This is a genomic window from Curtobacterium sp. PhB25 (genome assembly GCF_004365375.1).
GTDB lineage: Bacteria > Actinomycetota > Actinomycetes > Actinomycetales > Microbacteriaceae > Curtobacterium.
In genome coordinates, this window is sequence record NZ_SODR01000001.1 from 523,472 (window position 1) to 548,084 (window position 24,613).

The 24,613-nt window shown below is 72.9% G+C and carries 24 protein-coding genes; 14 read left to right on the top strand and 10 right to left on the bottom strand.

Annotated features, from left to right (window positions below; all coding sequences use genetic code 11):
• Positions 1–55: 55 nt before the first annotated feature.
• Genes EDF51_RS02405 through EDF51_RS02425 form a run of 5 tightly spaced genes read right to left on the bottom strand, consistent with a single transcriptional unit; the run spans position 56 to position 4,770 of the window.
• A complete protein-coding gene (locus EDF51_RS02405) occupies positions 56–676 on the bottom strand; it encodes an SIS domain-containing protein (RefSeq protein ID WP_131880059.1) in 621 nt (206 codons plus the stop codon).
• Positions 673–2,031 (bottom strand): glycosyltransferase, encoded by a 1,359-nt coding sequence (locus EDF51_RS02410; protein WP_131880061.1) that lies wholly within the window; start codon positions 2,029–2,031, stop codon positions 673–675. The genes EDF51_RS02405 and EDF51_RS02410 overlap by 4 nt, the downstream gene beginning before the upstream one ends.
• Positions 2,028–3,077, bottom strand: a complete 1,050-nt coding sequence (locus EDF51_RS02415; protein ID WP_133936625.1) for a glycosyltransferase — start codon at positions 3,075–3,077, stop codon at positions 2,028–2,030. Before EDF51_RS02415 ends, EDF51_RS02410 begins: the two co-directional genes overlap by 4 nt.
• Before the next feature lie 53 nt (positions 3,078–3,130).
• Entirely contained in the window at positions 3,131–4,207 is a 1,077-nt protein-coding gene (locus EDF51_RS02420) for a glycosyltransferase family 9 protein (RefSeq protein ID WP_243833987.1), read from the bottom strand.
• Positions 4,204–4,770, bottom strand: a complete 567-nt coding sequence (locus EDF51_RS02425; protein ID WP_133936624.1) for an HAD family hydrolase — start codon at positions 4,768–4,770, stop codon at positions 4,204–4,206. The genes EDF51_RS02420 and EDF51_RS02425 overlap by 4 nt, the downstream gene beginning before the upstream one ends.
• Before the next feature lie 100 nt (positions 4,771–4,870).
• Between EDF51_RS02425 and EDF51_RS02430 the strand changes: the two genes are divergently transcribed.
• The 3 genes from EDF51_RS02430 to EDF51_RS02440 all read left to right on the top strand — a co-directional run bounded on the left by EDF51_RS02430 (position 4,871) and on the right by EDF51_RS02440 (position 7,349).
• The gene (locus tag EDF51_RS02430; RefSeq protein WP_133936623.1) at positions 4,871–5,863 is read left to right on the top strand and encodes a glycosyltransferase family 9 protein; all 993 of its coding nucleotides are present in this window, start codon (positions 4,871–4,873) and stop codon (positions 5,861–5,863) included.
• A 50-nt stretch (positions 5,864–5,913) separates the two neighbouring features.
• Positions 5,914–6,270, top strand: a complete 357-nt coding sequence (locus tag EDF51_RS02435; protein WP_111084060.1) for a PRC-barrel domain-containing protein — start codon at positions 5,914–5,916, stop codon at positions 6,268–6,270.
• Positions 6,271–6,422: 152 nt separating this feature from the next.
• A complete protein-coding gene (locus EDF51_RS02440) occupies positions 6,423–7,349 on the top strand; it encodes an SGNH/GDSL hydrolase family protein (RefSeq protein ID WP_165932376.1) in 927 nt (308 codons plus the stop codon).
• Here EDF51_RS02440 and EDF51_RS02445 read toward each other — a convergent pair.
• Positions 7,297–8,193, bottom strand: coding sequence for a universal stress protein (locus EDF51_RS02445; protein ID WP_131880070.1), 897 nt, complete (start codon positions 8,191–8,193; stop codon positions 7,297–7,299). The genes EDF51_RS02440 and EDF51_RS02445 overlap by 53 nt on opposite strands.
• Before the next feature lie 191 nt (positions 8,194–8,384).
• On the opposite strand from EDF51_RS02445, the gene EDF51_RS02450 reads away from it, so the two are divergent.
• Positions 8,385–8,852: an NUDIX domain-containing protein gene (locus tag EDF51_RS02450; RefSeq protein WP_347876519.1), complete on the top strand. Its 468-nt coding sequence runs from the start codon at positions 8,385–8,387 to the stop codon at positions 8,850–8,852.
• 116 nt (positions 8,853–8,968) lie between these two features.
• Positions 8,969–11,053, top strand: coding sequence for a carboxypeptidase regulatory-like domain-containing protein (locus EDF51_RS02455; protein ID WP_134193783.1), 2,085 nt, complete (start codon positions 8,969–8,971; stop codon positions 11,051–11,053).
• A gap of 436 nt (positions 11,054–11,489) precedes the next feature.
• Here EDF51_RS02455 and EDF51_RS02460 read toward each other — a convergent pair whose 3' ends face one another.
• Together EDF51_RS02460 and EDF51_RS02465 are read right to left on the bottom strand one after the other, a co-directional pair.
• Positions 11,490–12,842 carry an MFS transporter gene (locus EDF51_RS02460; protein WP_131880076.1) on the bottom strand — a complete coding sequence of 451 codons (1,353 nt, stop codon included), beginning with the start codon at positions 12,840–12,842 and terminating at the stop codon, positions 11,490–11,492.
• A gap of 211 nt (positions 12,843–13,053) precedes the next feature.
• The gene (locus tag EDF51_RS02465) at positions 13,054–14,037 is read right to left on the bottom strand and encodes a hypothetical protein (protein ID WP_131880078.1); all 984 of its coding nucleotides are present in this window, start codon (positions 14,035–14,037) and stop codon (positions 13,054–13,056) included.
• 95 nt (positions 14,038–14,132) lie between these two features.
• Here EDF51_RS02465 and EDF51_RS02470 point away from each other — a divergent pair, with 95 nt between their 5' ends.
• The gene (locus tag EDF51_RS02470) at positions 14,133–14,348 is read left to right on the top strand and encodes a hypothetical protein (RefSeq protein ID WP_131880080.1); all 216 of its coding nucleotides are present in this window, start codon (positions 14,133–14,135) and stop codon (positions 14,346–14,348) included.
• Positions 14,349–14,375: 27 nt separating this feature from the next.
• Here EDF51_RS02470 and yidC read toward each other — a convergent pair whose 3' ends face one another.
• Positions 14,376–15,119 (bottom strand): membrane protein insertase YidC, encoded by a 744-nt coding sequence (gene yidC, locus EDF51_RS02475; RefSeq protein WP_131880082.1) that lies wholly within the window; start codon positions 15,117–15,119, stop codon positions 14,376–14,378.
• Positions 15,120–15,182: 63 nt separating this feature from the next.
• Positions 15,183–15,488 (bottom strand): DUF6412 domain-containing protein, encoded by a 306-nt coding sequence (locus EDF51_RS02480; protein WP_131880084.1) that lies wholly within the window; start codon positions 15,486–15,488, stop codon positions 15,183–15,185.
• Between the two features lie 66 nt (positions 15,489–15,554).
• Here EDF51_RS02480 and ybaK point away from each other — a divergent pair, with 66 nt between their 5' ends.
• From ybaK to pdxT, 8 genes are all read left to right on the top strand, one after another.
• A complete protein-coding gene (gene ybaK, locus EDF51_RS02485) occupies positions 15,555–16,040 on the top strand; it encodes a Cys-tRNA(Pro) deacylase (protein ID WP_134193785.1) in 486 nt (161 codons plus the stop codon).
• A gap of 96 nt (positions 16,041–16,136) precedes the next feature.
• Positions 16,137–18,746: an ATP-dependent Clp protease ATP-binding subunit gene (locus tag EDF51_RS02490; RefSeq protein ID WP_131880086.1), complete on the top strand. Its 2,610-nt coding sequence runs from the start codon at positions 16,137–16,139 to the stop codon at positions 18,744–18,746.
• Between the two features lie 648 nt (positions 18,747–19,394).
• Positions 19,395–19,628, top strand: coding sequence for a hypothetical protein (locus tag EDF51_RS02495; RefSeq protein WP_131880088.1), 234 nt, complete (start codon positions 19,395–19,397; stop codon positions 19,626–19,628).
• A gap of 220 nt (positions 19,629–19,848) precedes the next feature.
• Positions 19,849–20,391, top strand: a complete 543-nt coding sequence (locus EDF51_RS02500) for an adenine phosphoribosyltransferase (RefSeq protein ID WP_123292807.1) — start codon at positions 19,849–19,851, stop codon at positions 20,389–20,391.
• 103 nt (positions 20,392–20,494) lie between these two features.
• Positions 20,495–22,483 (top strand): threonine--tRNA ligase, encoded by a 1,989-nt coding sequence (gene thrS / locus EDF51_RS02505; RefSeq protein WP_123292876.1) that lies wholly within the window; start codon positions 20,495–20,497, stop codon positions 22,481–22,483.
• The gene (locus EDF51_RS02510) at positions 22,483–23,052 is read left to right on the top strand and encodes an HIT domain-containing protein (protein WP_123671781.1); all 570 of its coding nucleotides are present in this window, start codon (positions 22,483–22,485) and stop codon (positions 23,050–23,052) included. Before thrS ends, EDF51_RS02510 begins: the two co-directional genes overlap by 1 nt.
• A gap of 13 nt (positions 23,053–23,065) precedes the next feature.
• On the top strand, positions 23,066–23,986 hold the full coding sequence (gene pdxS, locus EDF51_RS02515; RefSeq protein ID WP_123292809.1) for a pyridoxal 5'-phosphate synthase lyase subunit PdxS: 921 nt from the start codon (positions 23,066–23,068) through the stop codon (positions 23,984–23,986).
• Positions 23,976–24,587 carry a pyridoxal 5'-phosphate synthase glutaminase subunit PdxT gene (gene pdxT / locus EDF51_RS02520; RefSeq protein ID WP_131880090.1) on the top strand — a complete coding sequence of 204 codons (612 nt, stop codon included), beginning with the start codon at positions 23,976–23,978 and terminating at the stop codon, positions 24,585–24,587. Before pdxS ends, pdxT begins: the two co-directional genes overlap by 11 nt.
• Positions 24,588–24,613 lie beyond the last annotated feature (26 nt).

Consider the following 24,613-nt stretch of genomic DNA (forward strand, 5'->3'; position numbering starts at 1 on the left):
TGCGCTGCCGGTCGCTGCGCTGCCGGCGGCTGCGGCGCTGCCGGCCGCTGCGGCGTCATCGCCGGACCCCGCGGCGCAGCGCGGGCTCCATCGCCCGGCACAGGGCGTGCACGAGCACGAGCTGCGCCTCCTGCACGTTGGCGGACTGCCCAGCGATGCAGATCGCGTCGTCCACGGCCTCGGCCAGGGGGTTCGGCCGGGGCCCGGTCATGGCGATCGTCCGGGCGCCGACGGCACGGGCGGCCTCCGCGGCGCGGAGCAGGTTCGGGCTCCTGCCGCTCGTCGACAGCAGCACGACGACGTCACCCGCCCGTGCGTGCGCCGACACCTGTCGGGCGAAGACCTCGTCGAAGCCGTAGTCGTTGCCGATCGCCGTGACGGCCGAGGTCTCCGCGTGCAGCGAGATCGCGGAGTAGGCGGGGCGGTCGCCGTCGAAGCGTCCGGTCAGCTCCGAGGTCAGGTGCTGCGCCTCGGCGGCCGACCCGCCGTTGCCCGCAGCGAGCAGGCGCCGACCTGCGACGAGTCGGGCCGCGATGTCGTCGGCCCAGGCGGCGATGTGGTCGTGGTGGTCGACGAGCGAGGCGATCACGGGGACCGAGGCGGCGACGTGGTCGAGCACGATGCGCGCACTCGCGGTGGTGTGCTCGTCGATGCCGGGCTGCTGGTCGATGGTCATCGGGCGGTCCTCTCGGTCTGCTGTGCGGCACGCGGGACCCGTCCGGCGTGGGTGGCGGCGCGCTGCGGTGCGCCCGCCGTGGCGGCGCGCTGCGGTGTGCCCGCCGTGGTGGTCGGCGCGGCCACGGCGACGGCACCGGCCAGCAGCCGCTCGTACACGCGCTCGCTGTCCGCGGCCACCTTCTGCCACGTGTACCGCGACTCCGCGCGTGCACGGCCGGCCCGGCCGAGGGATCCGCGGCGGTCCGGGTCGTCGAGCAGGGCGCCGACGGCAGCGGCGACCTCGGCCTCGTCGCGCGGCGGGACGTGCAGGCCCGTGCCGTCCTCGACGACGGTGTCGATGAGCCCACCGACACTCGACGCGACGACGGGTCGACCGCAGGCCATCGCCTCGAGCGGGACGATGCCGAACGGCTCGTACCAGGGTGCGCAGACCACGACGTCGGCGCTCCGGTACACGGCGGGCATCTCGTGCTGCGCCAGCTGTCCGCGGAAGGTCACGTGGTCACGGACCCCGAGCGACCGGGCGAGGGCGTCGAGCCGCTGGTACTCGGGGTCGTCCACCAGGTCGGCCCCGGCGACACCGGCACCGCCGACGACCACGAGTTCGACGTCGCGCCCCTCGGCGACCAGGGCGGCGAGTGCGGCGATGGTCGTGCCGACGCCCTTGCGCCGGACCAGCCGCGACACGGTGAGCACCCGCTGCGGACGGCCGCGCTCCTCGACGGGTCCGTCGGGGCGGAACAGCGCCACGTCGACGCCGCACGGCACGACGGAGATGCGCTGCAGGGGGACGCCGAGGGCCTTGAGCTCGAAGGCCTCGTCGGAGCACGTCGCGACGACCTGGTCGGCGCTCCGTCCGACGGCCGGTTCGAGCCACTCGCGCTCGGCGGGACTCGTGTCGGCCGAGCCCTGGTGCCGACGCTTCACGACGCCGAGCGCGTGGAAGGTCTGCGCGACGGCGATGCGGGTGCCGCCGGTCCGGGCCTGCACCTGCGCGACGGCGTCGAGTGCCGCGTGCCCGGACATCCAGAAGTGGGCGTGCACGACGTCGGGCCGGTCCACGAACCACTCCGCGGCGAGCACCGACGCGAACGTCCCCATGAAGGGGAACAGCTCGTCCTTCGGCACGTGCCGCGCCGGACCGGCGTCGACGTGCACGACGTCGACCCCGGGTCGCAGCGGCACCCGGACCGGCGCGGATGCGTCGTCACGCCGGGTGTAGACGGTCACCTGGTGCCCGCGGTCCGCGAGCGCCCCGGACAGTTCGGCCACGTGGACGTTCTGTCCACCGGCGTCGACGCCGCCGAGCACGGCGAGCGGGCTCGCGTGCTCCGACACCATCGCGATCTTCATCGAAGGCTCCCCTCGAACGTGGCCGAAGTCGTGGCCGAAGTCGCGGCCGAAGTCGTGGCCGAAGTCGGGGCCGACGCCGCCCGGTCGCGCCGGGCGCCGCGGGTCACGGCGTCGTCGAGCAGGTCGTCCCAGTCGGCGGTGAAGCGGCCGAGCGCATGCCGTGCGAGCACGGCCTCCCGCGCCACGGCACCCCGTCGGCGCGCCTCGTCGGGGTCCTCGACGAGGATCCGGGAGGCCCGCACCAGCTCCTCGACGTCCGTCGCGATCGCGCCGGCCTCGCCCGGCACCGTGCGGGCCGCGTCCGTCGTCGCGAGCACCAGCACCGGCATCGCCAGGTGCATCGCCTCGAGGAGCGACAGGCCGAGCGAGGTCCACCGGTTCGGGTGGACGTACGCGCGGCGTTCGGCGAGGGCCGTGTGCATCGGGTCCGAGGGCACGTCACCGCGGGCGACCACGGCGTCCCCGAAGCCGAGCTCGGGCAGCCGTTCGGTGCCCATGCCCCAGACGTCGACGGGTGCCACGGCCGCGAAGCGGGGGAGCAGGTCGGTGCCGACGACGCGGTCCCGACGGACGGGCTCGTTGATGACGACGCCGAGGCGGTCGAGCGAGCCGGTGTAGCGCGGGCCGGGGTCGACGACGCCGTGTTCGACGACCGTGGTGCGCGTGGTGCCGCAGTCCCACATGAGCGCGTTCCAGTGCGTGACGTGCGCGATGGTCAGGTCGTCGCGGTCGCGGAACGGGTGCAGGCTGTTCGGCACGTCGACGCGGGGCGCGTTGTGCTCGACGAAGACGATCGGCACGTCGCGTCCGGCGAGCAGGCGCTTCGCCGCGTCGAGTTCCTCGGTGCGTTGCAGGACGACCACCTCGACCTCGGCGTCGGCGACGTCGGCGGGGTCGATCTCGATCGCCGACGCCGGCCAGGCGCGCCCGCCACGACCAAGGCCCCAGGCGTCGCGCGCCGGCGTGGTGGGGATCAGGTACTCGTGCGGGCCGCGGACGAACGCGTCCATCCAGCCGCCGTGCACGTGCCAGACGAGGATGCGCATGCGGAGCCTTTCGGTCGGTCGGGCACGAGCAGAAGGGGGAGCAGTGGCGGACGCTACGCAGCACCTTCTGGCGCGCTCCGCAGACTTCTCGGTTCCATCCGCGAAGCGCGGTCGAGCAGCCGTTCGTGGGCCGCGAGCACGTCCTCGATGCGCACCGTGGACAGGCACGGGTGCCCCGCGACGGGGCACTCCCGGGCCCGGCTGAGCCGGCACGGCGCGGCCTGGTCCCCGAGCAGTTCGACCAGCGGTGCGTACGGTGCCCACCGGACGGCGGGGACGACGGGTGAGAAGAGGCTGACGATCGGTGCGCCGACCGCCGCGGCGAGGTGCGCCGGCCCGGTGTTGCCGACGACGACGACCTCCGCACCGGCCAGGACCGCAGCGAGCTCGGCGGGCGTGGTCCGACCGCCGAGGTCGATGCCGGTGGCACCGGCGACGGCCGCGGTCAGGTCGCGTTCCCCGGGCGAGCCGGTGACGACGACGGGCACGCCACGCTCGGCGTACGCGGCGACGAGCTCCCGGTGGTGCGATGCCGGCCACGACCGGGCGGGGACGCTGGCGCCGGGGTGCACGACCACGTACCGTCCCAGCCCGGCCACGGACCGGGGTGCGACGGCGTCGTGACGCACCACGAGCCTCCCGTCGTCCTCCGGCGGCAGCCGGAACCCGGCCGCGTCGGCGATCCGCAGCGCACGCTCGGGTTCTGGGATGTCCTCGGGCAGGTCCTCGCCGGGTCGCAGGCGGACGTCGAGGAGCGCCCCCGGGTGGTCGACCGAGGCCCCGGAGACGCGGGGGACACCGGCGAGGCGCAGGAGCAGCGCCAGGGGCAGCGGCGACTGGTGGAACGAGGTGAGGACGACCGCTTCGTCGGGTCGCTCCTCGGCGACGAGCGCGCGGAACTCGGCGAGCACGGCGTCGTCGATCGGCCGCGCCGTCTCGGTGACCCAGGGCGCTGCCCACACCCGGACGCGGTCCACGCCGGGCAGCAGCTCGGCGGCCGGGGCGCCCTGCGGCCCGCACAGCATCGTGACGTGCGAGGCCCCGGCGGCGACGGCGCGGACGGCGGGGCCGGCGACCAGGACGTCGCCGAACGAGTCGAGGCGCGCCACCAGGACGCGGGGACGGCTCACGTGCGGTCCGTCTCGACGGTCGACGGTCCGGCCGCGGCGATCACCAGGGCGACGGCCTCGGCGAGGGTCGCCGCGACGGTCTCGGCGTCGTCGACCTCCTCGGGCCGCGTGCGCGGGGTCGGCACGAGCACGCCCTGCGCCCCTGCGGCCCGCGCCGCCTGCACGTCGGCGCCGATGTCGCCGACCAGCACGAGCGCCTCCGGCGGGACCCCGAGTCGCTCGGCGGCGTCGAGGACCATGCCCGGCCGCGGCTTCCGGCACGCGCAGTCGTCGCCGGCGTCGTGCGGGCAGACGCACCAGACGTCGAACGGCCCGACGAGCGCGTCCACGCGGGCGTTCGTCGCGTCGACCTGCTCGCGCGTCGCGAGGCCCTTCGCGATCACGGACTGGTTCGTGACCACGCCGAGCAGCAGCCCGGCTGCACGAGCCCGCTCCACGGCACGACGGGCACCGGGGACGGGCACCACCAGGCGCGGGTCGGCGTTGTACGGGACGTCCACGACGAGGGTGTCGTCGCGGTCGAAGAGCAGGCCGCGGATCGCGCGGTCCGGTGCGAGGGGCATGGCACCGGAGTACCGGTCGGCGGCCGCGTGCCGGCTCAGGACAGCCGGGGAACGCGCCCGCTGCCGACGCCACCAGCGGGCACCGCCTACCGTCGCGCCCGTGACCGCACTCGAGACCCTGCCCGCCGCCGACGGACGCCCGGAACTCGTCGTCCTGCGCGCCATCAAGCTCGGCGACCTCCTGGTCGCCGTCCCCGCGCTCCGCGCCCTGCGACGGGCCTTCCCCGACCACCGCATCACCCTCGCGACGACGGCGTGGCTGGCGCCCGTCGTCGAGCTCGTCCCCGCCGTGGACGTCCACCTGGCGCAGCACGGCCTCGACCACCCGATCATCTTTCCCGCCGGCACGGTCGACGTCGCGGTGAACCTGCACGGCGCCGGCCCCGAGTCGTCCGACCTGATCGCCGCCCTGCAGCCCCGTCGGGTCATCGGGCACGCCGACCCGACCCACGGACACGACGGTCCCGAGTGGCCGACGGACGTGCACGAACGCGACCGCTGGGCAGACCTGCTCACCTGGCACGGCGTCCCCGCCGACGCCGACGACGTGGCCGTCGACCGCCCGGCGGCACCGCCCGTGGTCGCCGACGCCGCGGTCGTCCACGTCGGTGCCTTCCACGGGGCGCGGCACTGGCCCACGGACCGCTTCGCCGACGTGGTGCGCGGACTGCGGGAGCGCGGTGCCGACGTGGTCCTGACGGGAGGCGCGGACGACGTCGCCCGTGCACGTGCCGTCGCGGACGCAGCCGGCCTGGCGCCGGGGGCGGTCCTGGCCGGCTCCCTGGAGCTGCAGGAGTTCGCGGGCGTCATCGCCGCGGCGCGGCTCGTCGTCACCGTCGACACCGGTGCGGCGCACCTCGCGACCGCCTACGGCGTGCCGTCGGTGGTGCTCTTCGGACCGGCGCCGCCGGAGGCCTGGGGACCGCCCGCATCGGGTCCGCACATCGTCCTCACCGATGCCTCGGTCCGGCGCGGCGACGTCTTCGCCGAGGACCCCGACCCGGCGATCCTGGCGGTCGGCGCGGCCGACGTGCTCGCCGCGGTGGACCGGCTCGACGTGCTCGGGGTGACCGCACAGGCGACCGACCGGTAGCGTCGACCGAGAGCCACCCGGACCCACCGGGCACTCGGAAGGAGTCCTTCGTGTTCGAAGCCGCCAACATCCGTGACTGGATCGGCCTGCCGGTCGTCGACGAGGCCGAGGACAAGGTCGGGACGCTCGAGAGCATCTACTACGACACCGCCACGTCCGAGCCGGCGTTCGGTGCGCTCACGACCGGGATGGTCGGCTTCCAGAAGCTCGTGTTCGTCCCCCTCGTCGGGGCGACCGTCGCACCGAAGCACCTGCGCGTGACCTTCCCGAAGAAGCTCGTGAAGGACGCGCCCTCCATCGCGACCGACGGTGAACTCGACGCCGCGACCGAGCCCGAGCTGTTCCAGCACTACGGCCTCGAGTACCGCACGGGCAGCGGCGGCGAGCGTCGTCTCGGACGCCGCTGAGGCCGGGACTGCTCCGGATCGCCCGCCGACCACTGCGCACTGCCCTGGCGGTGGTCGGCGCCGTCTGTCTCGTGGCGGCGGGCCTCGGCGGGTCCGTCGGCGCGCCGCCGGCCTCCGCGGCGCCGATGTGGCCGGTGCCCGAGCCGTACCCCGTGACCGCCGACCCCACCGAGACGCTCGACGCGATCCCGCCGGGCAGTGAGTACGTGGCGCTCGGCGACTCCTACTCGGCCGGGTACGGCCTGAGGGACCGCACCGGGCTGCCCACGAACGCCTGCGTGCAGTCGGCGCGCGACTACCCGCACCGGCTCGCGGCGCAGTTCGGGCTCACCCTGACCGACGTCACGTGCGCCGGCGCGACGAGCGACGACGTCACCACGGGCCACCAGTTCAAGGGCGTCCCGCCGCAGATCGAGTCGTTGTCCGACCGCACCCGACTGGTGACCCTGACGATCGGCGGCAACGACGCCGACCTGTTCGGCACGGCGGCCTCGTGCCTGGCGATCTCCGCGAACGGCCCGGTGTTCTCTGGCCGCGACGCCCCGTCGTGCGAGAGCACCCTCGTGCAGGACGGCGTCGACCAGCTCGCCGTGAAGATCCAGTCGCGCGTGGCACTCGGCATCGCCGACACACTCGGCGCGGTGCAGCGGGCCGCCCCGAACGCCGTCGTCGTGTTCCTCGGGTACCCGGCGATCTTCCCGGACGCCGAGGACACCCCCGCGAAGGGCTGCTTCCGGTCGGCACTCGACCTCGGCACCCTGGCGGGCTCGTTCCCGTCGGACACCTACCCCTTCACGGACACCGACGTCGAGTACCTGCACGGTGTCCAGGACGAGCTCAACGAGGTCTCCCGGTCCGCTGCCGCCGCCGCCGGGGTGCGGTTCGTCGACGTCTTCGCGAGCACGCAGGACCACTCGCCGTGCGCCGCGTCGAAGCGCTACGTGGCCGGTGTGACCCTCACTGGTTCCGGCGACCTGCGGAAGATCGACCTGAAGGCCGGCGCCCTGCACCCGAACGAGCGCGGCGTCACGTACCTGACCGCGCGGATGGCCGCCGCGATCCGCGCCCTCGCCGGCTGATCCCACCGGCGGTCTCGGTCGCCGTGGCCGCTCGGCTGTCCGGGTGCGCCGCCGGCGGGACCACGCAGACCGGGGCGGCGGTCTCGCGCACGACGTCGTGGAGCAACGAGCCCGAGAGCGCGCGCACGTGCCCGCGACCGAGCACCACCAGCGACGCCCGGCGGGTGTGCGAGGCGATCGCGTGACCCGGGTGGCCCTCGACCAGCAGCGGACGGAGGCGGAGTGACGGGTACCGTGCGGCCAGCACGGACGTCACCCGCTGCAGCAGTTCGGCGTTGCTCGTACGCCACCGGAGCGGGTCCTCGGCGAAGTCGGTCAGCCCGGTCCGGGTGAGCACGGGCATCTCCCACGCGCGCAGCAGCGTCAGCCGTCGGTTCCGCCGGACGGCCTCGTCGACGGCGATCGACACCGCACGTTCGTCGATCGGGTCCTCCACCGCGAGCACCACGTCACCGTCGATCGGGTGCGGACCCTCCGGCACGACCACGGTCGGGACGGCAGCACGCTCGGCGACCCGCGCCGGGTCACCGCCGGCCGTCGATCCGCGCCGGTGGCGGAAGCTCCCGATCACGAGCAGGTCGCCGCCGTCCGACTCCTCGACCAGGGCTGCGGCGAACGGGCCCGCGTGCCGGTGCACCTCGACCGCCACACCGGGCAGAGCGGTCCGCGCGGCCTCGGCGAGCTGGTCGGCGACCGGCGTCCGGCCCTCCAGCGCGTGGTCGGCGCCGATGATCCGCAGCCGCTCGACACCGGCGTCGGCGCGGGCCACGATCCACCGCAGGGCCTCGTCGTGGGGCATCGCCGCATCGGCGGCCAACGTCACCGTCGTCCATCGCTCGTCCATCCCGATCGGCCTCCTCCGTCGCAGGCTTCGGGGGCGTCACCTGGCGCTCCGTGCGCCACACGGTACTCCGGTCGGGGGCGGTGGAACCGACCGTGCGCAGCGGTGGAACCGGCCGTGCGCGGTGGTGACCGCGAGCGGCGGACGTGAGCCGGGCCTCCCGTCCGACGCCGCGTAGTCTCGCAGGCGTGGTGGTGAGCGCCGGACTGTTGCTGCACCGGACCGGTCCGGCCGGGCCGGAGGTCTTCGTCGCGCACATGGGCGGGCCGTTCTGGCGGAGCCGGCCACGTGCCTGGTCGGTCCCGAAGGGACTCGTCGAACCCGGCGAGGACCCGCTCGAGACGGCCCTGCGTGAGTTCGGTGAGGAGATCGGGGTCCCCGCACCCGTGGCCGCCGACGACGTCACGGACCTGGGCGAGTTCCGGCAGGCCTCGGGCAAGCGCGTCCGGGTGTTCGCCGCCCCGGCCCCGGCGTTCGAGGTCGTCGTCGTGCGGAGCAACACCGTCCGGCTCGAGCTGCCACGCGGTTCAGGACGGTTCGTCGACGTGCCGGAGGTCGACGACGCCCGGTGGGTGCCGGTCGCCGAGGCGCGGGAGCTGCTCGTCGCGGGCCAGGTCGCCGCGGTGGATGCACTGCTCGATGGGCCGGATGCGGCCCGGTGAGCGCATCGCCCGTTGCGGGTGAGTCACGATGTGGTGACGGTGCGGACAGGGTCACGGGGGCGTGGATAACCTGACCGGGTGTCGGGTGGGCCGGCGCGACCACCAGGGGAGTACACATGCGGCGCTGGCGCACGGTCACAGCAGGGTTCACCGCCCTCGCGCTCGGAGCAGGACTCGCGATCGGCGGCGCGACGAGCGCCTCGGCGGAGCCCGCGGGCAACTGGGGCACGTTCACCCTGAGCGGGGCGTCGAAGGCGTACACGGGCACGATGACGTTGCCCGGGTTCCCCGCCACGACGTTCACCTCGAACTCGCGGCAGTCGACCGTGATCAGCGGGGCGTCGACGTGGCAGTCCGCGGGGACGCCGGTCGGTGGGGTCTACGGCACGAGTCGTGCGCAGACGTACATGAACCAGCGGCCCCAGGCTGATCGTCCCAACGGGGACTCGGCCTCGACCACCACCTACACGTTCGACGGCGCGACGCCCGGCGCGCAGAGCTGGTCGTTCGTCCTCGGGGACATCGACGCCGACCAGGCGACGATCTCCGCCACGGTGGCCGGCGGTGGTGCCGCGACCGCCGAGCAGCTCGGGTACCAGGGCTCCTACAACTCGTGCTCGGCTGCTCCGACGGCCGGCGGCTGGTCGTGCACCCCCGACCCCGACGGCACCACCGGCAAGGACCAGCCGACCTGGGACGCCGCCACGCGTACGCTGACCGGCAACGCCGCCGCGTCGGACACCGCGGGCGCCTCGGCCTGGTTCACGCCGACCGCGTCGCTGACGAGCCTGACCATCACGTACCAGCAGCGCAGCGGGTTCCCGGTGTACCAGACCTGGTTCGCCAACCGCACCGCGGCGATCAGCGGCACCGCGACCCTCGACGGCACGCCGATCCCGGGAGCCACCGTCACCGTGACCGCACCCCGCGGCACCGTCTACACGACGACCACCGACGCCGACGGCAACTACGTGTTCCCGCAGTTGCCGGTGATCGCGAACTACCGCGTCGAGATCACCCCGCCCGCTGGTGCTGACGGTGACGCCACGGTGACGGGTGTCTCGCTCGCCGTCGCCGGCACACCAGGTGGCGTCGACAAGACCGCCGACTTCGCGTTCACGTCGCCGGACGACACGACGTCCGTCATCGGGACGGTGACCGACGACGACGGCAACCCGGTCTCGAACGTCCCGGTCGTCATCACCGACCCGGACACCGGCGACACGCTGGTCGACACCACGACGAACAGCGACGGCGTCTACACCGGTTCCGACCTGCCCGCCGGCACCGAGCTGGACGTCTCCGTCGCCGACGAGCCGCCCGTGTCGATCACCACCGGTGACGCCGATGCAGCACCGGTCGAGCCGGAGCCGATCGTCGCCCCGCCCGCCGTGATCGCGACGATCACCGGCGTCGTCTCCCTCGACGGGACGCCCGTGCCCGCCGGCGTGGTCGTCGAGCTCCTCGACGAGAGCGGCGCCGTCGTCGGATCGGACACCACCGACGCCGACGGCCGCTACACGTTCGCCACGTCCGCCGGTACCTACACGGCCCGCACGGTGGTCCCCGCTGCGGGTGCCACCGGTGACACCGCGAACACCGGCATCGCCGCGGTCGCGGGCACCAGCGTCACGTCGGACCTGCCGTTCACGTCCGCCGCCGCGCCCGAGGTCATCACGACCGACCAGCCCGGCACCGTGGTCGACACGAACGGCGACCCGGTCGCCGGCGTGGACGTCGTCGCGACGCCGACCGACCCGGAAGCCGGCCCGCCGGTGACCGTGGCCACCGACTCCGACGGCGCGTTCGACCTGGTCGACCTGCAGCCGACGACCGAGTACACGATCACGGTCGACGTCGACGGCGCCACCCCGGTGACCGTCGTCACGCCCGAGGACGGCGCTGCGACCCCGCTCGCCTTCGTGGTCGAGGCCGCGGTGACCCCGGTTCCGTCGCCGTCGCCCAGTGCACCGACGCCGAGCAACTCGCCGACCGCGGTGCCGACCGTGCCGGCTGCCGGAGGATCGGGCAACGCGCCGGCCGCTGGTTCGGGTGACGTCGGTGACGGCGGGCCGCTGGCCTACACCGGTGCGGACCTGAAGCCCGGGCTCATCGCGGCCGGGGTGCTCGTGCTGCTCGGTGCGGCGCTGCTGACCTACCGCGCGGTGCGCAACCGTCGCCGGAGCCACCTGCAGGACTGATCGGTCACGACGAGGGGCGGGCCCGGCGCGATGCCGGCCCGCCCTTCGTCGTTGGTGCACGACCCGAGGCCCCGCCGTCGCCCGCGACACGCCGCCGCCCCACCCCCGAGGTTCCGAAATCTGCCCATCTCGGCGTCCCGAACGGCAGTTCGTGGAACCTCAGCGCAACGCGAACGGCAGTTCGTGGAACCTCGACGCCGCGCGCATGGCATGTCGCCGCGGCCCCTCGCCACACGCCGCCACGCGCCGCCGCGACGACGCCACGCCCGGGCCTCGACGCCGAGGTTCCACGGCATGCCGCCGCTGCACCGCCGAGGTTCCACGGATCGCCGCCAGGACCGCCGAGATGCCGAGATTTCGGAACCTCGGCGCAGCGCGAGGCCGACGAGGACGACGACGACGACGCCACCCGACGCCGCGCCGCCCGCGCGCCGCGCTACTGCGTGCGGTGCGAGCCCGTGACCGTCGCGACCGAGCCCGTCAGGGTCTGGATCGCCCGACCGACGACGGGCACCGACGTGGTGACCACCGCGAGCGAGGACGTGATCGCCTCGATCGACGACGTCGACAGGTGCTCCTGCCCGACCGTGTGCACCGGGAAGCCCCGACGCGCCAGCACGACGACCCCGAGCGACCCCAGCAGCACGGCACCACCGGCGAACGGCAGGTACTGCAACCCGACGATCCCGAGCGCCTGCCCACCGATGGCTGCACCGCCCGCGATGCCGATGTTCGACGCACCGTTGATGAGCGCGCCGGCGATGTCGGGGGAGACGCCTCCGGAACGGATCGCGGCAGCCATGAAGAGCGTGCCCGTCGTGCCGTTCGCGGCCATCCACACGCCGGCGACGACCATCGTGCCGACCAGGGAGCCGTGCACGAACGGCATCGCGGCGAACGCGACGGCCATCACGGCGACGGCGGCGATGAGGGTCTGGCGGGGCGCCCGGTCGACGAACATGCCCGCGAGCCAGAGGCCGATCACCCCGGTGCCGCCCAGGACGAGCAGCGCACCGCTCACCATCGAGGCGTCGAGTCCCGCGTCGATCGCGTAGGGCCCGACGTAGGTGTAGACGACGTAGTGCCCGGCGAACAGGAGCAGGTCGGCGATCACGACGGACAGCAGCCCGGTGCGTGCCCAGGCCTTCGGGGACCCGATGTGCGGCGACGAGGCACCACTGACGGCGGGCAGGAACAGCAGCGCCACGGCGGCGAGCACGGCGGCGGCGACACCGATCGAGAACACGGCGGGACGCCAGCCGATGTGCTGCGCGACCCAGGTGGCGACGGGCACGCCGAGCACGAAGCCGAGCGAGCTGCCCGAGTACACGAACGCGATGGCGCGACCGGCCAGGCGCGGCGGCACGATCCGGGTGGCGTACGCCGAGGCGACCGAGAAGAACAGCGCGTGCGCGATGCCGCCGACGACCCGGCCGGCGCAGACGACGGCGAACGACGGTGCGAACGCGATCATGAGGTTCGACACCGTGTAGCCGACGAGCGTCGACACGAGCACGGCCTTGCGGGGGAGCTTGGCGGTGAAGGCGGTGAGCGGGAGCGCCAGGAGTGCCACGGCGCCCGCGTACACGGTGACGACGATGCCCATGGTGGCCTCGGACACACCGAGGTCGGCGCTCATCGTGCCGAGCAGCCCGACGGGCATGAGCTCGGTGGTGATGGCGAAGAACGTCGCCAACCCGAGGACGGCGATGCCGACGATGGACTGGGTGGTGACGGTGATCGGCCGCGTGTTCGTCGACACGGCCGAGGTGGTGGTGTTGGTGGACACGCTGCTGACCTCCTCCGGGGCACGGGCGAGCGCGCGACGGTGCCGTTCGGGGGAACGACGATGACCGGGAGGTCTGCGGGGCGCGCTCGCTGTGGATGTGGGTGATGTGGGTACGACTCCACGGCGAGTGCGCTCATCCAGTGTGGCACGATGGACCGCAGCCCGCGAGGGGTCAGCGGAGATTCTCGGAGCGCTCCAACAATCCGCGCCCTCAGTTCTCGTTCGTCACCCGACCCTGCACGCCGCCGCCCCGGAGCGCGATCGTCAACGTCCCGCTCATCGACTGCGCGGACATCGACACCGAGCCGTGCAGTGCCGCCTCGCGGGGGAAGCACGCCGTCGACGACTCGATCCGGTTCGCCGTCGCCACCAGGCAGATCGTCGACCGGTCCGTGCCGACCCCGGCCCACACGGCCCACGGCGTGTCGAACGAGCCGCCGTCCAACGCACGGTTCGTGAACAGGAGCCGCGTGGAGTGCAGGCTCACGGGTGCCTCCACCGGCCCCGGCAGCTGGTCGGCGTACGTCTGCGGCACGTCGAGCAGCTGCTCGAGCGTGACCGTGCCCGCCGTCGGCGTGACGCTCGGTGCCGCTGCGACGTCGCCGCGCACGGGCCCGACGACGGTGCCGGCGGCGAACGCCACCCCGACCGCCGCTGCCGCGCCGAGCGCGATCCAGACGCGTGGCCGCTCCGTCCAGAGCAGCGTGCGCCACCGGGACCGTCGCGTCGGTCCGACCGGGAGGCCCGGCTCACCCCCGCCGTCGTCACCCGTGTCGTCGGGACGGTCGGGTTCTCGGGCTTCGGTCGCCGCCCACGGTCCGGCATCCGTTCGCGGGGTCGGGTCCGTTCGCAGCGATGGATCCGGCTCGGCAGCAACCGTCGCGCGCTGCGGGGCCGGGCGCTCCGGCGAGGGCACGGACGGTGGAGCCGACCGTTCTGGCGACGAGCCGGGCAGTGGAGCCGACCGCTCGGGGGACGCGACCTGCCCGCTGGCCGGGGCCGTGCCTCCCGGCCGCCCGTCGGGCCCCGTGTCGGAGGCGACTCCCGCGACCGCTCGCCGTCCACCCGGCCGCCGCCCGCTCGCCAGGTCCTGCAGCGCGATCCGGGCGCGCGCCGCGTCGGCGGGGCTCGATGCCGCTCCCCAGGCGACGGCCTCGAGCCGTGCCCGTTCCGCTGCCACGTCGTCGTGGGCCATGCGCACTCCCGATCTGCCGGTCGCGTGGACTCCCTTCATCGTGGCACTGCCGGGGCGGCGGCGCGCACCCAGAACGAGGGGAGTAGGCGTGACGCATGAGCACCGAACCCGAACCGCGACACGACGTCGCCCCGGAGACCCTCGAGCCGCTGAGCCACGACACCCAGTCCGGCGAGGCCGACTACGTGGCCACGAGCCCCGGCGGGACCGGCACGGAGCGCCACGTGCCGACCGCCGACGAGGAACAGGGTCGCGGCACCGAGTACGACCCGGTGGACCAGGGGCCGCAGCAGGAGGGCCAGGGCGGCTGACGCCGGGCCCGACGTCACGCGCCCGCGCTACCGGATCACCCGGCGCAGCACGGCCCGCTCGCCCGCCGTCCACGCGGCGCTCGTCACGACGTACAGCGCGGCGGCGAGTGGCGCGAGCGCGGCGAACACGACCGTGATGAACGGCGCGAACCGTCCGATCGCGGTGGTCGCTGCCGCACCGGGCACCTGGGCGCCCCGCTCGGGTGTCGGCAGCGGGTTCCAGCGCAGGTTCGCGCGGCGGCTGAGCTCCACGACGACGGCGAGCACGGCCAGCAGGAGGATGACGACCCAAGCGTGCACCCAGAGCGGCGACGTCAGCGTGACGACGAGCGAGTGCCCGAGCGGGACCCCGACCAAGGTGGCCTCGAGCAGGGCATTGGCCGTTCCGCCGATCGACGCGTGCGTGAACAGGGCGTAGACGAGGGACAGCACCGGAGCCTGCGCGAGGACGGGCAGGCATCCGGCCAGGGGTGAGACCTTCTCGTTCGTGTAGAGCTGCTGGACGGCGCGCTGCAGCTGCTCGGCGTTCTTCCCGTGGCGCTTCCGCAGGGCGGCGAGCTGCGGCGCGAGCCGACGTCGGTCGCGCTCCGCTCGGACCTGCAGGACGGACAGCGGCACGAGCACGGCCCGGACGGCCAGGGTGAGGAGCACGACGGCGATCGCCGCGGCGAACGATCCGGTGGCGGGGGAGAGGGCCGCGGTCAGGGCGGCGACGAGGTCCGCGCCGCCCTGCAGCAGCGGGCCGACGAGGGGCAGGGTGGACAGGTCCATGACGGTTCCGATCGGTGGTGGTTCGCAGGAGGGGTCACGAGGGGCCCGGCCACCGGTCGGTGGTCAGGCCGGGGCGACGACTCCCGGAGCACGCGATCGGACGTGCCCGTCGGCATCGGGGTGGCTCCACGCGATGCGGGTGACGAGATCCGGTACCGCAGCGGGTTCGACGCCCGTCGACCGCAGCCCGAGCACCGTCGCCAGCACCGTGGCCAGGACCTGTGCAACGACGACCGCCACGGCGACGGCCGTCAGGCCGAGCGCGGCCACTGCCAGCAGCGGCAGGGCGCCGGCTGCGGGGTCGCCGACCGCGGGCGCCCCGAGCACCAGCGCGGCGGCGGCGCGGAGGATCAGCAGGGCGACGGTCATGGTCGGTTCAGCGTAACGCCCGCGTGCCGCCACGGACAGGACGGCAGCGCGGGAGAGGATCGCCGCATGACCGCAGGTTCGCCGAGCACCCCAGCGACCGTCGCGCTCGACCGAGCCGGGGTGTCGTACACGCCGCACGTGTACGACCACCACGAGAGCGCCACGAACTTCGGCGAGGAGGCCGCCGCCGCACTCGGCCTCCGCGAGGAGCAGGTCTTCAAGACCCTGGTCGTCTCGGTCGACGGCGCACTGGCGGTGGCGATCGTGCCGGTGGCGAACCGGCTCGACCTCAAGGCCATCGCAGCGGCGGTCGGGGGTAAGAAGGCGACACTGGCCGATCCGGCCCTCGCCGAGAAGCGCACCGGGTACGTCGTCGGTGGCATCAGCCCGGTCGGCCAGAAGTCCTGGATCCGGACCGTGCTCGACGAGTCGGCCCTGGCGTACGACAGCATCTTCGTCTCCGGCGGGCGCCGCGGGTTCGACATCGAGGTGGCTCCGGCCGACCTCGCGCGGGTCACCGAGGCGATCTCGGCAGCGATCGCGCGGACCTGAGTCGAGTCGCCGCAAGTTTCTCCCGTGACCGGGAATGACCCCGGCACTCCTGCGTTGCATTGAGTCGAAGGCACTCAAGTTCCCCAGGAGGTCCCTTTGCCAGAGACGTTCGGCCCGACCGGCGGCAGTGACTCGTTCGACGAGTTCCTCGCCCGCCTCCTCGCGGCGCAGAACACCGGTGACCCGCAGCGCCCCCGTGCGTTCGGCCGACCGGTGGACATCACGCGGCTCCTCAGCCGCCGTACCCACGAGCTGCTCCAGCACACCGCCGAGTACGCGGTGTCGCAGGGGCAGCACGAGCTCGACGCGCTGCACCTGTTGCACCTGCTCGTCCGCACCGAGCCGTTCGACGCCGTCGTCCGTTCCGCCGAGGTCGACCCCGAGCGCCTCGCCGCCGAGATCGAGCAGCGCCTGCCGATGGCCCGCGAGCCGCAGCCCGAGCAGACCGGTCGTCCTGCCCTGACCGGCACGGCGCAGCGCATCCTCGTCGAGGCCACCCAGGCCGCGCGGGGCTTCGGCAGCACCTACACCGACCCCGAGCACGTCTTCTTCGCGCTCGTGACCGACCAGGAGACCGTCACCGGGCAGCTGCTCGCCAGCGCCGGTGTCACCCCGCAGGCCATGCAGGACTACGCCCAGCAGGCCGCGGCAGCAGCACGAGAGGGGCGCCCCATGCCAGGAACCGGTGCAGCGACCGGAACGGCCGACACCGACGGCGACAGCGACACCCCGACCCTCGACCAGTTCGGCACCGACCTCACCGCGCGGGCCCGTGACGGTCGCATCGACCCCGTCATCGGTCGTGCCGACGAGATCGAGCAGGCGGTCGAGATCCTGCTCCGTCGCACCAAGAACAACCCCGTCCTGATCGGCGAGCCCGGCGTCGGGAAGACCGCCATCGTCGAGGGACTCGCCCAGCGCATCGTCGACGGCGACGTCCCGTCGCTGCTGCAGGGCAAGCGGGTCGTCGCCCTCGACCTGCCCGGCATGCTCGCCGGCACCCGGTACCGCGGCGACTTCGAGGAGCGCCTGACGAAGGCCATGGACGAGATCGCGGCGCACGCCGACGAGCTCATCGTCTTCGTCGACGAGCTCCACACCGTCGTCGGCGCCGGTGGGGGCGGTGAGGGCGGCTCGATGGACGCCGGCAACATCCTCAAGCCCCGGCTCGCCCGCGGCGACCTGCACCTGGTCGGCGCGACCACCCTGAACGAGTACCGCCGGATCGAGAAGGACGCCGCACTCGAGCGTCGCTTCCAGCCGGTCACGGTCGGGGAGCCGAGCGTCGAGGACGCCGTCGCGATCCTGACCGGCCTCGCACCCCGGTACGAGGAGCACCACGGCGTCGTCTACACGCCGGAGTCGCTGCGCGCCGCCGTCGAGCTCTCGCACCGGTACGTCACCGACCGGCACCTGCCGGACAAGGCCATCGACCTCATCGACCAGGCCGGCGCACGGCGCCGGCTCGCCCGCTCGGGTGCCGTCGACGTCGAGGCCCTGCGCGACCAGGTCGCCGAGCTGCTCGCCGAGAAGGACCGCGCGGTCGCCGAGGAACTGTACGAAGAGGCGTCGCGCCTGCGCGACGAGACGGTCGGACTGGAGGCCCGGATCGCCGCCGCCACGTCGGCGGACGTTCCCCGCGCCTCCCGTCCGGAATCCGCGGGCACCTCGATCACGGAACGCGACATCGCCGGTGTGGTGTCGCGTGCCACCGGCATCCCGGCGACGCGCCTGACCCAGGGCGACCGCTCGCGGCTCGCCGTGCTCGAGCAGGAACTGCACGAGCGCGTCGTCGGCCAGGACGACGCCGTCGCGGCGATCGCGAAGGCCGTCCGACGCAGCCGGACCGGCATGGGCGACCAGCGTCGACCCGTCGGGAGCTTCCTGTTCCTCGGCCCGAGCGGCGTCGGCAAGACCGAACTGGCGAAGGCCCTGGCGTCGTCGCTGTTCGGTGACGAGTCCGCCATGCTCCGCTTCGACATGAGCGAGTTCGGCGAGCGGCACACCGTCTCGCGGCTGGTCGGGGCGCCTCCCGGGTACGTCGGCTACGACGAGGCCGGGCAGCTCACCGAACGCGTGCGCCGGAACCCGTACTCGGTGATCCTGCTCGACGAGGTCGAGAAGGCGCACCCCGACGTGTTCAACCTGCTGCTGCAGGTGCTGGACGACGGTCGACTGACCGACGGCCAGGGGCGCACGGTGGACTTCCGGAACACGGTCGTGATCATGACGTCGAACATCGGCTCGGAGTTCCTGGCCTCGCGGTCGGGCGCCCTCGGCTTCGCGCCCGTGGGTTCCACTGACGGGTACGGCGAGGACGACCTCCGCGCCCGGGTGATGGGCAAGCTCCGCGAGGCCATGCGGCCGGAGTTCATCAACCGCATCGACGAGATCGTGCTCTTCCGCAAGCTCGACCGGTCGCAGATCACGTCGATCGTGTCACTGCTGCTGCAGGACACGGCGCTCCGGCTCGTCGCGCAGGACATGGTGCTCTCCGTGTCCGACGCCGCGGTCGACTGGCTCGCCGAGCACGGGTACGAGCCCGAGTACGGCGCCCGTCCGCTCCGCCGGCTCATCCAGCGCGAGGTCGACGACCGCATCGCGACGCTCGTGGTCGACGGTGGCGTGACCGCCGGGGACACCGTGCGGATCGACGTCGTCGACGGCGTGCTGACGGCAGCGGTGGTGGAACCCGCGACGCTGTAGCAGCCGTTCGCCCACGAAGGCCCGGTACCGATTCGGTACCGGGCCTTCGTGGCGTCCGGGTGCGCTGCGGGGTGTTCGGGAATGCAATTCCGGAGAAATCGGAGAAAGGGGTTGCGCTGCGAATTGCGGGGCCGATAGTGTTCACTCGTCGCGAACCGCTGCAGTGCAGCCGGGGGACGACTCCGACAGCTCGAGACCGAAAGGGGGCCGACCATGATGATCACCGCAACCACTCCGTTCCGTGGAATCCGTGGACGCGTCGGCACCCCGTTCCGCGTCCGCTGACCCGGAGCGTTCCGCCTTCTGCCGACATCTGTGTCCTTCGATCCTCGTCTCGTGACGAGTCCGTCGCCTGACACTTCGCGCTGAGCCGTTCTGGCTCGCGTCAAACCGGCTCCGTCGATCGCCGATCGGTCCCGATCCGTGTGCTCCGTGCACGCGATCGGACTGCGTCGATCGTGGCCGGAGAATGTCGGCGGTCGGTGCGACGCTCTCGGTACCGGAAGTCATTCAGTACCGCGTCGTCGGACATTCCTCCGGTGACCGCGGAATGCATTCTCACGCATTCATTTTGTCCTGCCCGTGTTCCGGGCGATCCACTCCTGCCCGTGTGCCGGGCAGCTCCGTCATGCCCTGAAAGGGATCACCGTGTCATCGAAGACCGCCACCCGTCCTCCCGATACCCGCGCAGCGCGCCACCGGGTCTCCCTCACCGACCGCATCGCGCTGCGCATCGGCATGTCGCTCATCATCTGGAGCCGCCGGACCCGCCGGGACCGTCCGGTGATCGACCACGCAACACGGCTGCAGCTCGACCGCGAGCGGCAGCAGCGCGAGAACGACCTGCTCCTGCAGGCCGCACTCATGCGCGCCTGGCGCTGAGCCGGATCGGACACCCCACCGTCGCACCGTGCGACCGTCGCCGTCCCGTGCCCGCTTGGTGGCTCGGTGCGAGGGGACAACCCCGCACCGAGCCACCGTCGGCGCACCGGCCGACGTAACCCCCACCGTGCGCCGCACCGACGACCGGGCACGGCGCGACCGAGCTCGCACCGTGCGCCGATGTGTCGGACGCACCCCGGGCCTCCCGTACCGTTGGCGGGTGACCGAAACCGCAGCTGCACTCGTCGAACGCCTGACCGCCGTCGTCCCGGACTTCCCGAAGCCGGGGGTGCTGTTCCGCGACGTGACGCCGGTGTTCTCGGACGCCGTCGCGTTCGGCCGCGTGTGCGAGGCACTCGCCGCGCCGTTCGCCGTCGGTGCCGGGTTCGACGCCGTCGCTGGCATCGAGGCGCGGGGCTTCGCCCTCGCCGGCGGGATCGCCGCGCAGCACCAGGTGGGCGTGCTCACCGTGCGCAAGGCCGGCAAGCTGCCGGGCGAGGTCCTCAGCGAGCAGTACGCACTCGAGTACGGCGAGGCCGAGCTCGAGCTGCGTCCGGGCCAGCTCCCCGCGGGCACCAGGGTCCTCGTCGTCGACGACGTCCTCGCCACCGGTGGGACCGGCGCCGCCACCATCACGCTGCTCGAACGCGCGGGCTACCAGGCGGTCGGGTTCGCCGCGCTGCTCGAGCTGGACGGGCTGAACGGACGCGAGCGACTCGAGCCGCGCCTGCCCGTCACGACGCTCGGCGCCGTGCCCGCCTGAGCCCAACGCGCGCACTAGTCTTGACGCACCATTTCGATCGAGGAGTCCCATCATCGTGACCGAGTCAGTCGCCGCAGCGCCGGAGAGCGCCGAGCCCGCAGCCGTGCCCCAGGCACCCGAGCCCCGCACCGCGACGACGACCACGACGGGCACCGAGCTCTTCGACGGTGAGCGCGGCGTCGTCGCGATCCGCGTCGACGGTGTCCTGAAGGACCTCGCTGCCGACGTCGCCGCCGGCGAGACCGCCGAGGCCGTCACCCTGCAGGAGCAGGACGGGCTCGACATCCTCCGCCACTCGGCCGCGCACGTGCTCGCGCAGGCCGTCCAGCAGATCAACCCCGAGGCCAAGCTCGGCATCGGGCCGCCCGTCACCGACGGCTTCTACTACGACTTCGACGTCGCCGAGCCCTTCACCCCCGAGGACCTCAAGGCCATCGAGAAGGGCATGGACCGCATCGTCAAGCAGGCCCAGCGTTTCCGCCGCGTGGTCGTCACCGACGAGCAGGCGCGCGAGCTGATGGCGGGGGAGCCGTACAAGCAGGAGCTCATCGGGCTCAAGGGTGCGGCGACCGACGGCGACTCCGGCGAGAGCGTCGAGGTCGGCGCCGGCGAGCTCACCGTGTACGAGAACGTCGACCCGAAGTCGGGCGAGGTCGTCTGGCAGGACCTCTGCCGGGGCCCGCACGTGCCGCACACCCGCTGGATCGGCAACGCCGCGAAGCTCATGCGCGTCGCCGCTGCCTACTGGCGCGGCTCCGAGAAGAACCCGCAGCTGCAGCGCATCTACGGCACCGCGTGGCCCGACAAGGACCAGCTCAAGGCCTACCTGGTGCGCCTCGAAGAGGCCGCCAAGCGCGACCACCGCAAGCTCGGTGCCGAACTCGACCTGTTCTCGTTCCCCGACGAGATCGGTTCCGGCCTGGCGATCTTCCACCCGAAGGGCGGCATCATCCGCCGCGAGATGGAGGACTACTCGCGCCGTCGGCACGAGGAGAACGGTTACTCGTTCGTCTACACGCCGCACATCACCAAGGGCGACCTGTTCGAGACCTCCGGGCACCTCGGCTGGTACAAGGACGGCATGTTCCCGGCCATGCACATGGACGAGGCGAAGGACGAGGACGGCAACGTCACGCGTCAGGGTGCCGACTACTACCTCAAGCCGATGAACTGCCCGATGCACATCCTGGCGTACCGCTCGCAGCCGCGTTCCTACCGCGACCTGCCGCTCCGGATGTTCGAGTTCGGCACGGTCTACCGCAACGAGAAGTCGGGCGTCATCCACGGCCTCACCCGGGTCCGCGGCATGACCCAGGACGACGCGCACATCTTCACCACGCAGGAGAAGATGAAGGAGGAGCTGACCACCACCCTCGAGTTCGTGCTCTCGCTGCTGCGCGACTACGGCCTCGACGACTTCTACCTCGAGCTCTCGACGAAGGACCCGGAGAAGTACGTCGGTGACGACGAGGTGTGGGACGTCGCGACGAACACCCTGCGCGAGGTCGCCGAGGAGTCCGGTCTCGAGCTCGTGCCCGACCCCGCCGGAGCCGCCTTCTACGGCCCGAAGATCTCGGTGCAGGCCCGCGACGCCATCGGCCGCACGTGGCAGATGTCGACCGTGCAGCTCGACTTCAACCTGCCCGAGCGCTTCGGCATCGACTACACCGCGGCCGACGGCTCCCGCCAGCGCCCGGTGATGATCCACCGCGCGCTGTTCGGCTCGATCGAGCGGTTCTTCGGCGTGCTGACCGAGCACTACGCCGGCGCGTTCCCGGCCTGGCTGTCGCCGGTGCAGGTCGTCGGCATCCCCGTCGCGGCTGAGTACGGCGACTACCTCGACGAGGTCATCGCGAAGCTCCGGTCGCACGGCGTCCGCGCCGAGGTCGACCACTCGGACGACCGCATGCAGAAGAAGATCCGCACGCACACCAAGGCGAAGGTGCCGTTCCAGCTCATCGCGGGCGGCGACGACCGCGACGCCGGTGCGGTCTCGTTCCGCTTCCGTGACGGTCGCCAGGACAACGCCGTACCCGTGGACGAAGCGGTCGACCGCATCCTGACGGCGATCCGCGAGCGCGCGCAGGTCTGATGACGGACGAGCAGGACCCGCTGGTCATCCGGGACGCCGCCACCGGTGCGGCCGTCCCGGATGCCTTCCAGCGCCTGTGGAACCCGCACCGGATGGCGTACATCGACGCCGGGCGCGAGGGCACGGGCCGCGGGCACGCAGACGACTGCCCGTTCTGCGAGGCACCGCGGAAGTCCGACGAGGACGCCCTCATCGTCGCCCGGGGCGAGCACGCCTACGTGCTGCTCAACCTGTTCCCGTACAACAACGGACACCTGCTGGTCTGCCCGTACCGCCACGTGCCGCTGTACGACGAGGCCACTCCGGACGAGCTCCGCGAGATGGGCGAGCTGACCCAGACCGCGATGCGGGTCCTGCGCGCCGTGTCGCACTGCGACGGCTTCAACATCGGCATGAACCAGGGCGAGGTTGCGGGAGCCGGCATCGCCGCACACCTGCACCAGCACATCGTGCCGCGGTGGCAGTCCGACGCGAACTTCTTCCCGATCATCGCGCGGACGAAGTCGATGTCCCAGATGCTCGGGGACACCCGCCGACTGGTCGCCGAGGGCTGGCCGGCAGCGGACTAGACTGATCGGCATCATGAGCGACAGCACCAGCACCTCCGGCACCCCTGGCACCTCGATCACCGGCTCCGACCGCGTCAAGCGCGGCCTCGCCGAGATGCTCAAGGGCGGCGTCATCATGGACGTCGTCGACGCCGAGCAGGCCCGCATCGCGGAAGAAGCCGGCGCCACCGCGGTCATGGCCCTCGAGCGTGTCCCCGCCGACATCCGCGCACAGGGCGGCGTCGCCCGCATGTCCGACCCGTCGATGATCGAGGAGATCATCGCCGCCGTGTCGATCCCCGTCATGGCGAAGGCCCGCATCGGCCACTTCGTCGAGGCGCAGATCCTGCAGGAGCTCGGCGTCGACTACATCGACGAGTCCGAGGTGCTCTCGCCCGCCGACTACGTCAACCACATCGACAAGTGGAACTTCACCACGCCCTTCGTCTGCGGTGCCACCGAGCTGGGCGAGGCGCTCCGTCGCATCACCGAGGGCGCTGCGATGATCCGTTCCAAGGGCGAGGCCGGCACGGGTGACGTGTCCGAGGCCACGAAGCACATCCGCACGATCAACAAGGAGATCGCGGCGCTGCGCCACCTCAAGGAAGACGAGCTCTACGTCGCCGCCAAGGAACTGCAGGCGCCGTTCGAGATCGTGCGCGAGGTCGCCCGCACCGGCAAGCTCCCCGTCGTGCTCTTCACCGCCGGTGGCGTCGCCACCCCGGCCGACGCCGCGATGATGATGCAGCTCGGCGCGGACGGCGTGTTCGTCGGCTCCGGCATCTTCAAGTCCGGCGACCCGGCGAAGCGTGCCGCGGCGATCGTCAAGGCCGTCACCTTCCACGACGACCCCAAGGTCATCGCCGAGGTCTCGCGTGGTCTGGGCGAGGCGATGGTCGGCATCAACGTCGCCGACGTCCCCGCGCCGCACCGCCTCGCCGAGCGTGGCTGGTAGCACGACGAGCAGTGCCCGGCCCCGCATCGGGGTCCTGGCGCTGCAGGGTGACTTCCGCGAGCACATCGCCTCGTTGACGGAGCTCGGCGCCGACGTGGTGCCCCTCCGTCGACCCGAGGAGATCGCGGCGCTCGACGGCGTCGTGATCCCCGGCGGCGAGTCGAGCGTGATGGACAAGCTGTCCCGGTCGTTCGGCGTCGCCGAGCCCCTCGCTGCTGCCATCCGCGACGGCCTGCCGACGTACGGCACGTGCGCCGGCATGATCATGCTGTCGTCGCGGATCACCGACGGCATCAGCGGCCAGCAGACCCTCGACGTGCTCGACACCACGGTGCGACGGAACGCGTTCGGCAGCCAGAACGACTCGTTCGAGGTGGACGTCCCGATGCCCGAGCTCGGCGACGCCCCGGTGCACGCGGTCTTCATCCGTGCCCCGGTGGTGGAGCAGCACGGCCCCGGCGTCCAGGTCCTCGGCGCGCTGGCGGACGGGCAGGTCGTCGCGGTGCAGCAGGGCAACGTCCTCGCCAGTGCGTTCCACCCCGAGGTCGCCGGCGAGGACCGCTTCCACCGCCGCTTCCTCGCCATGGTGCGCAGCGCCTGACGCGGCCCCCGGGCTCTGGGCACGAC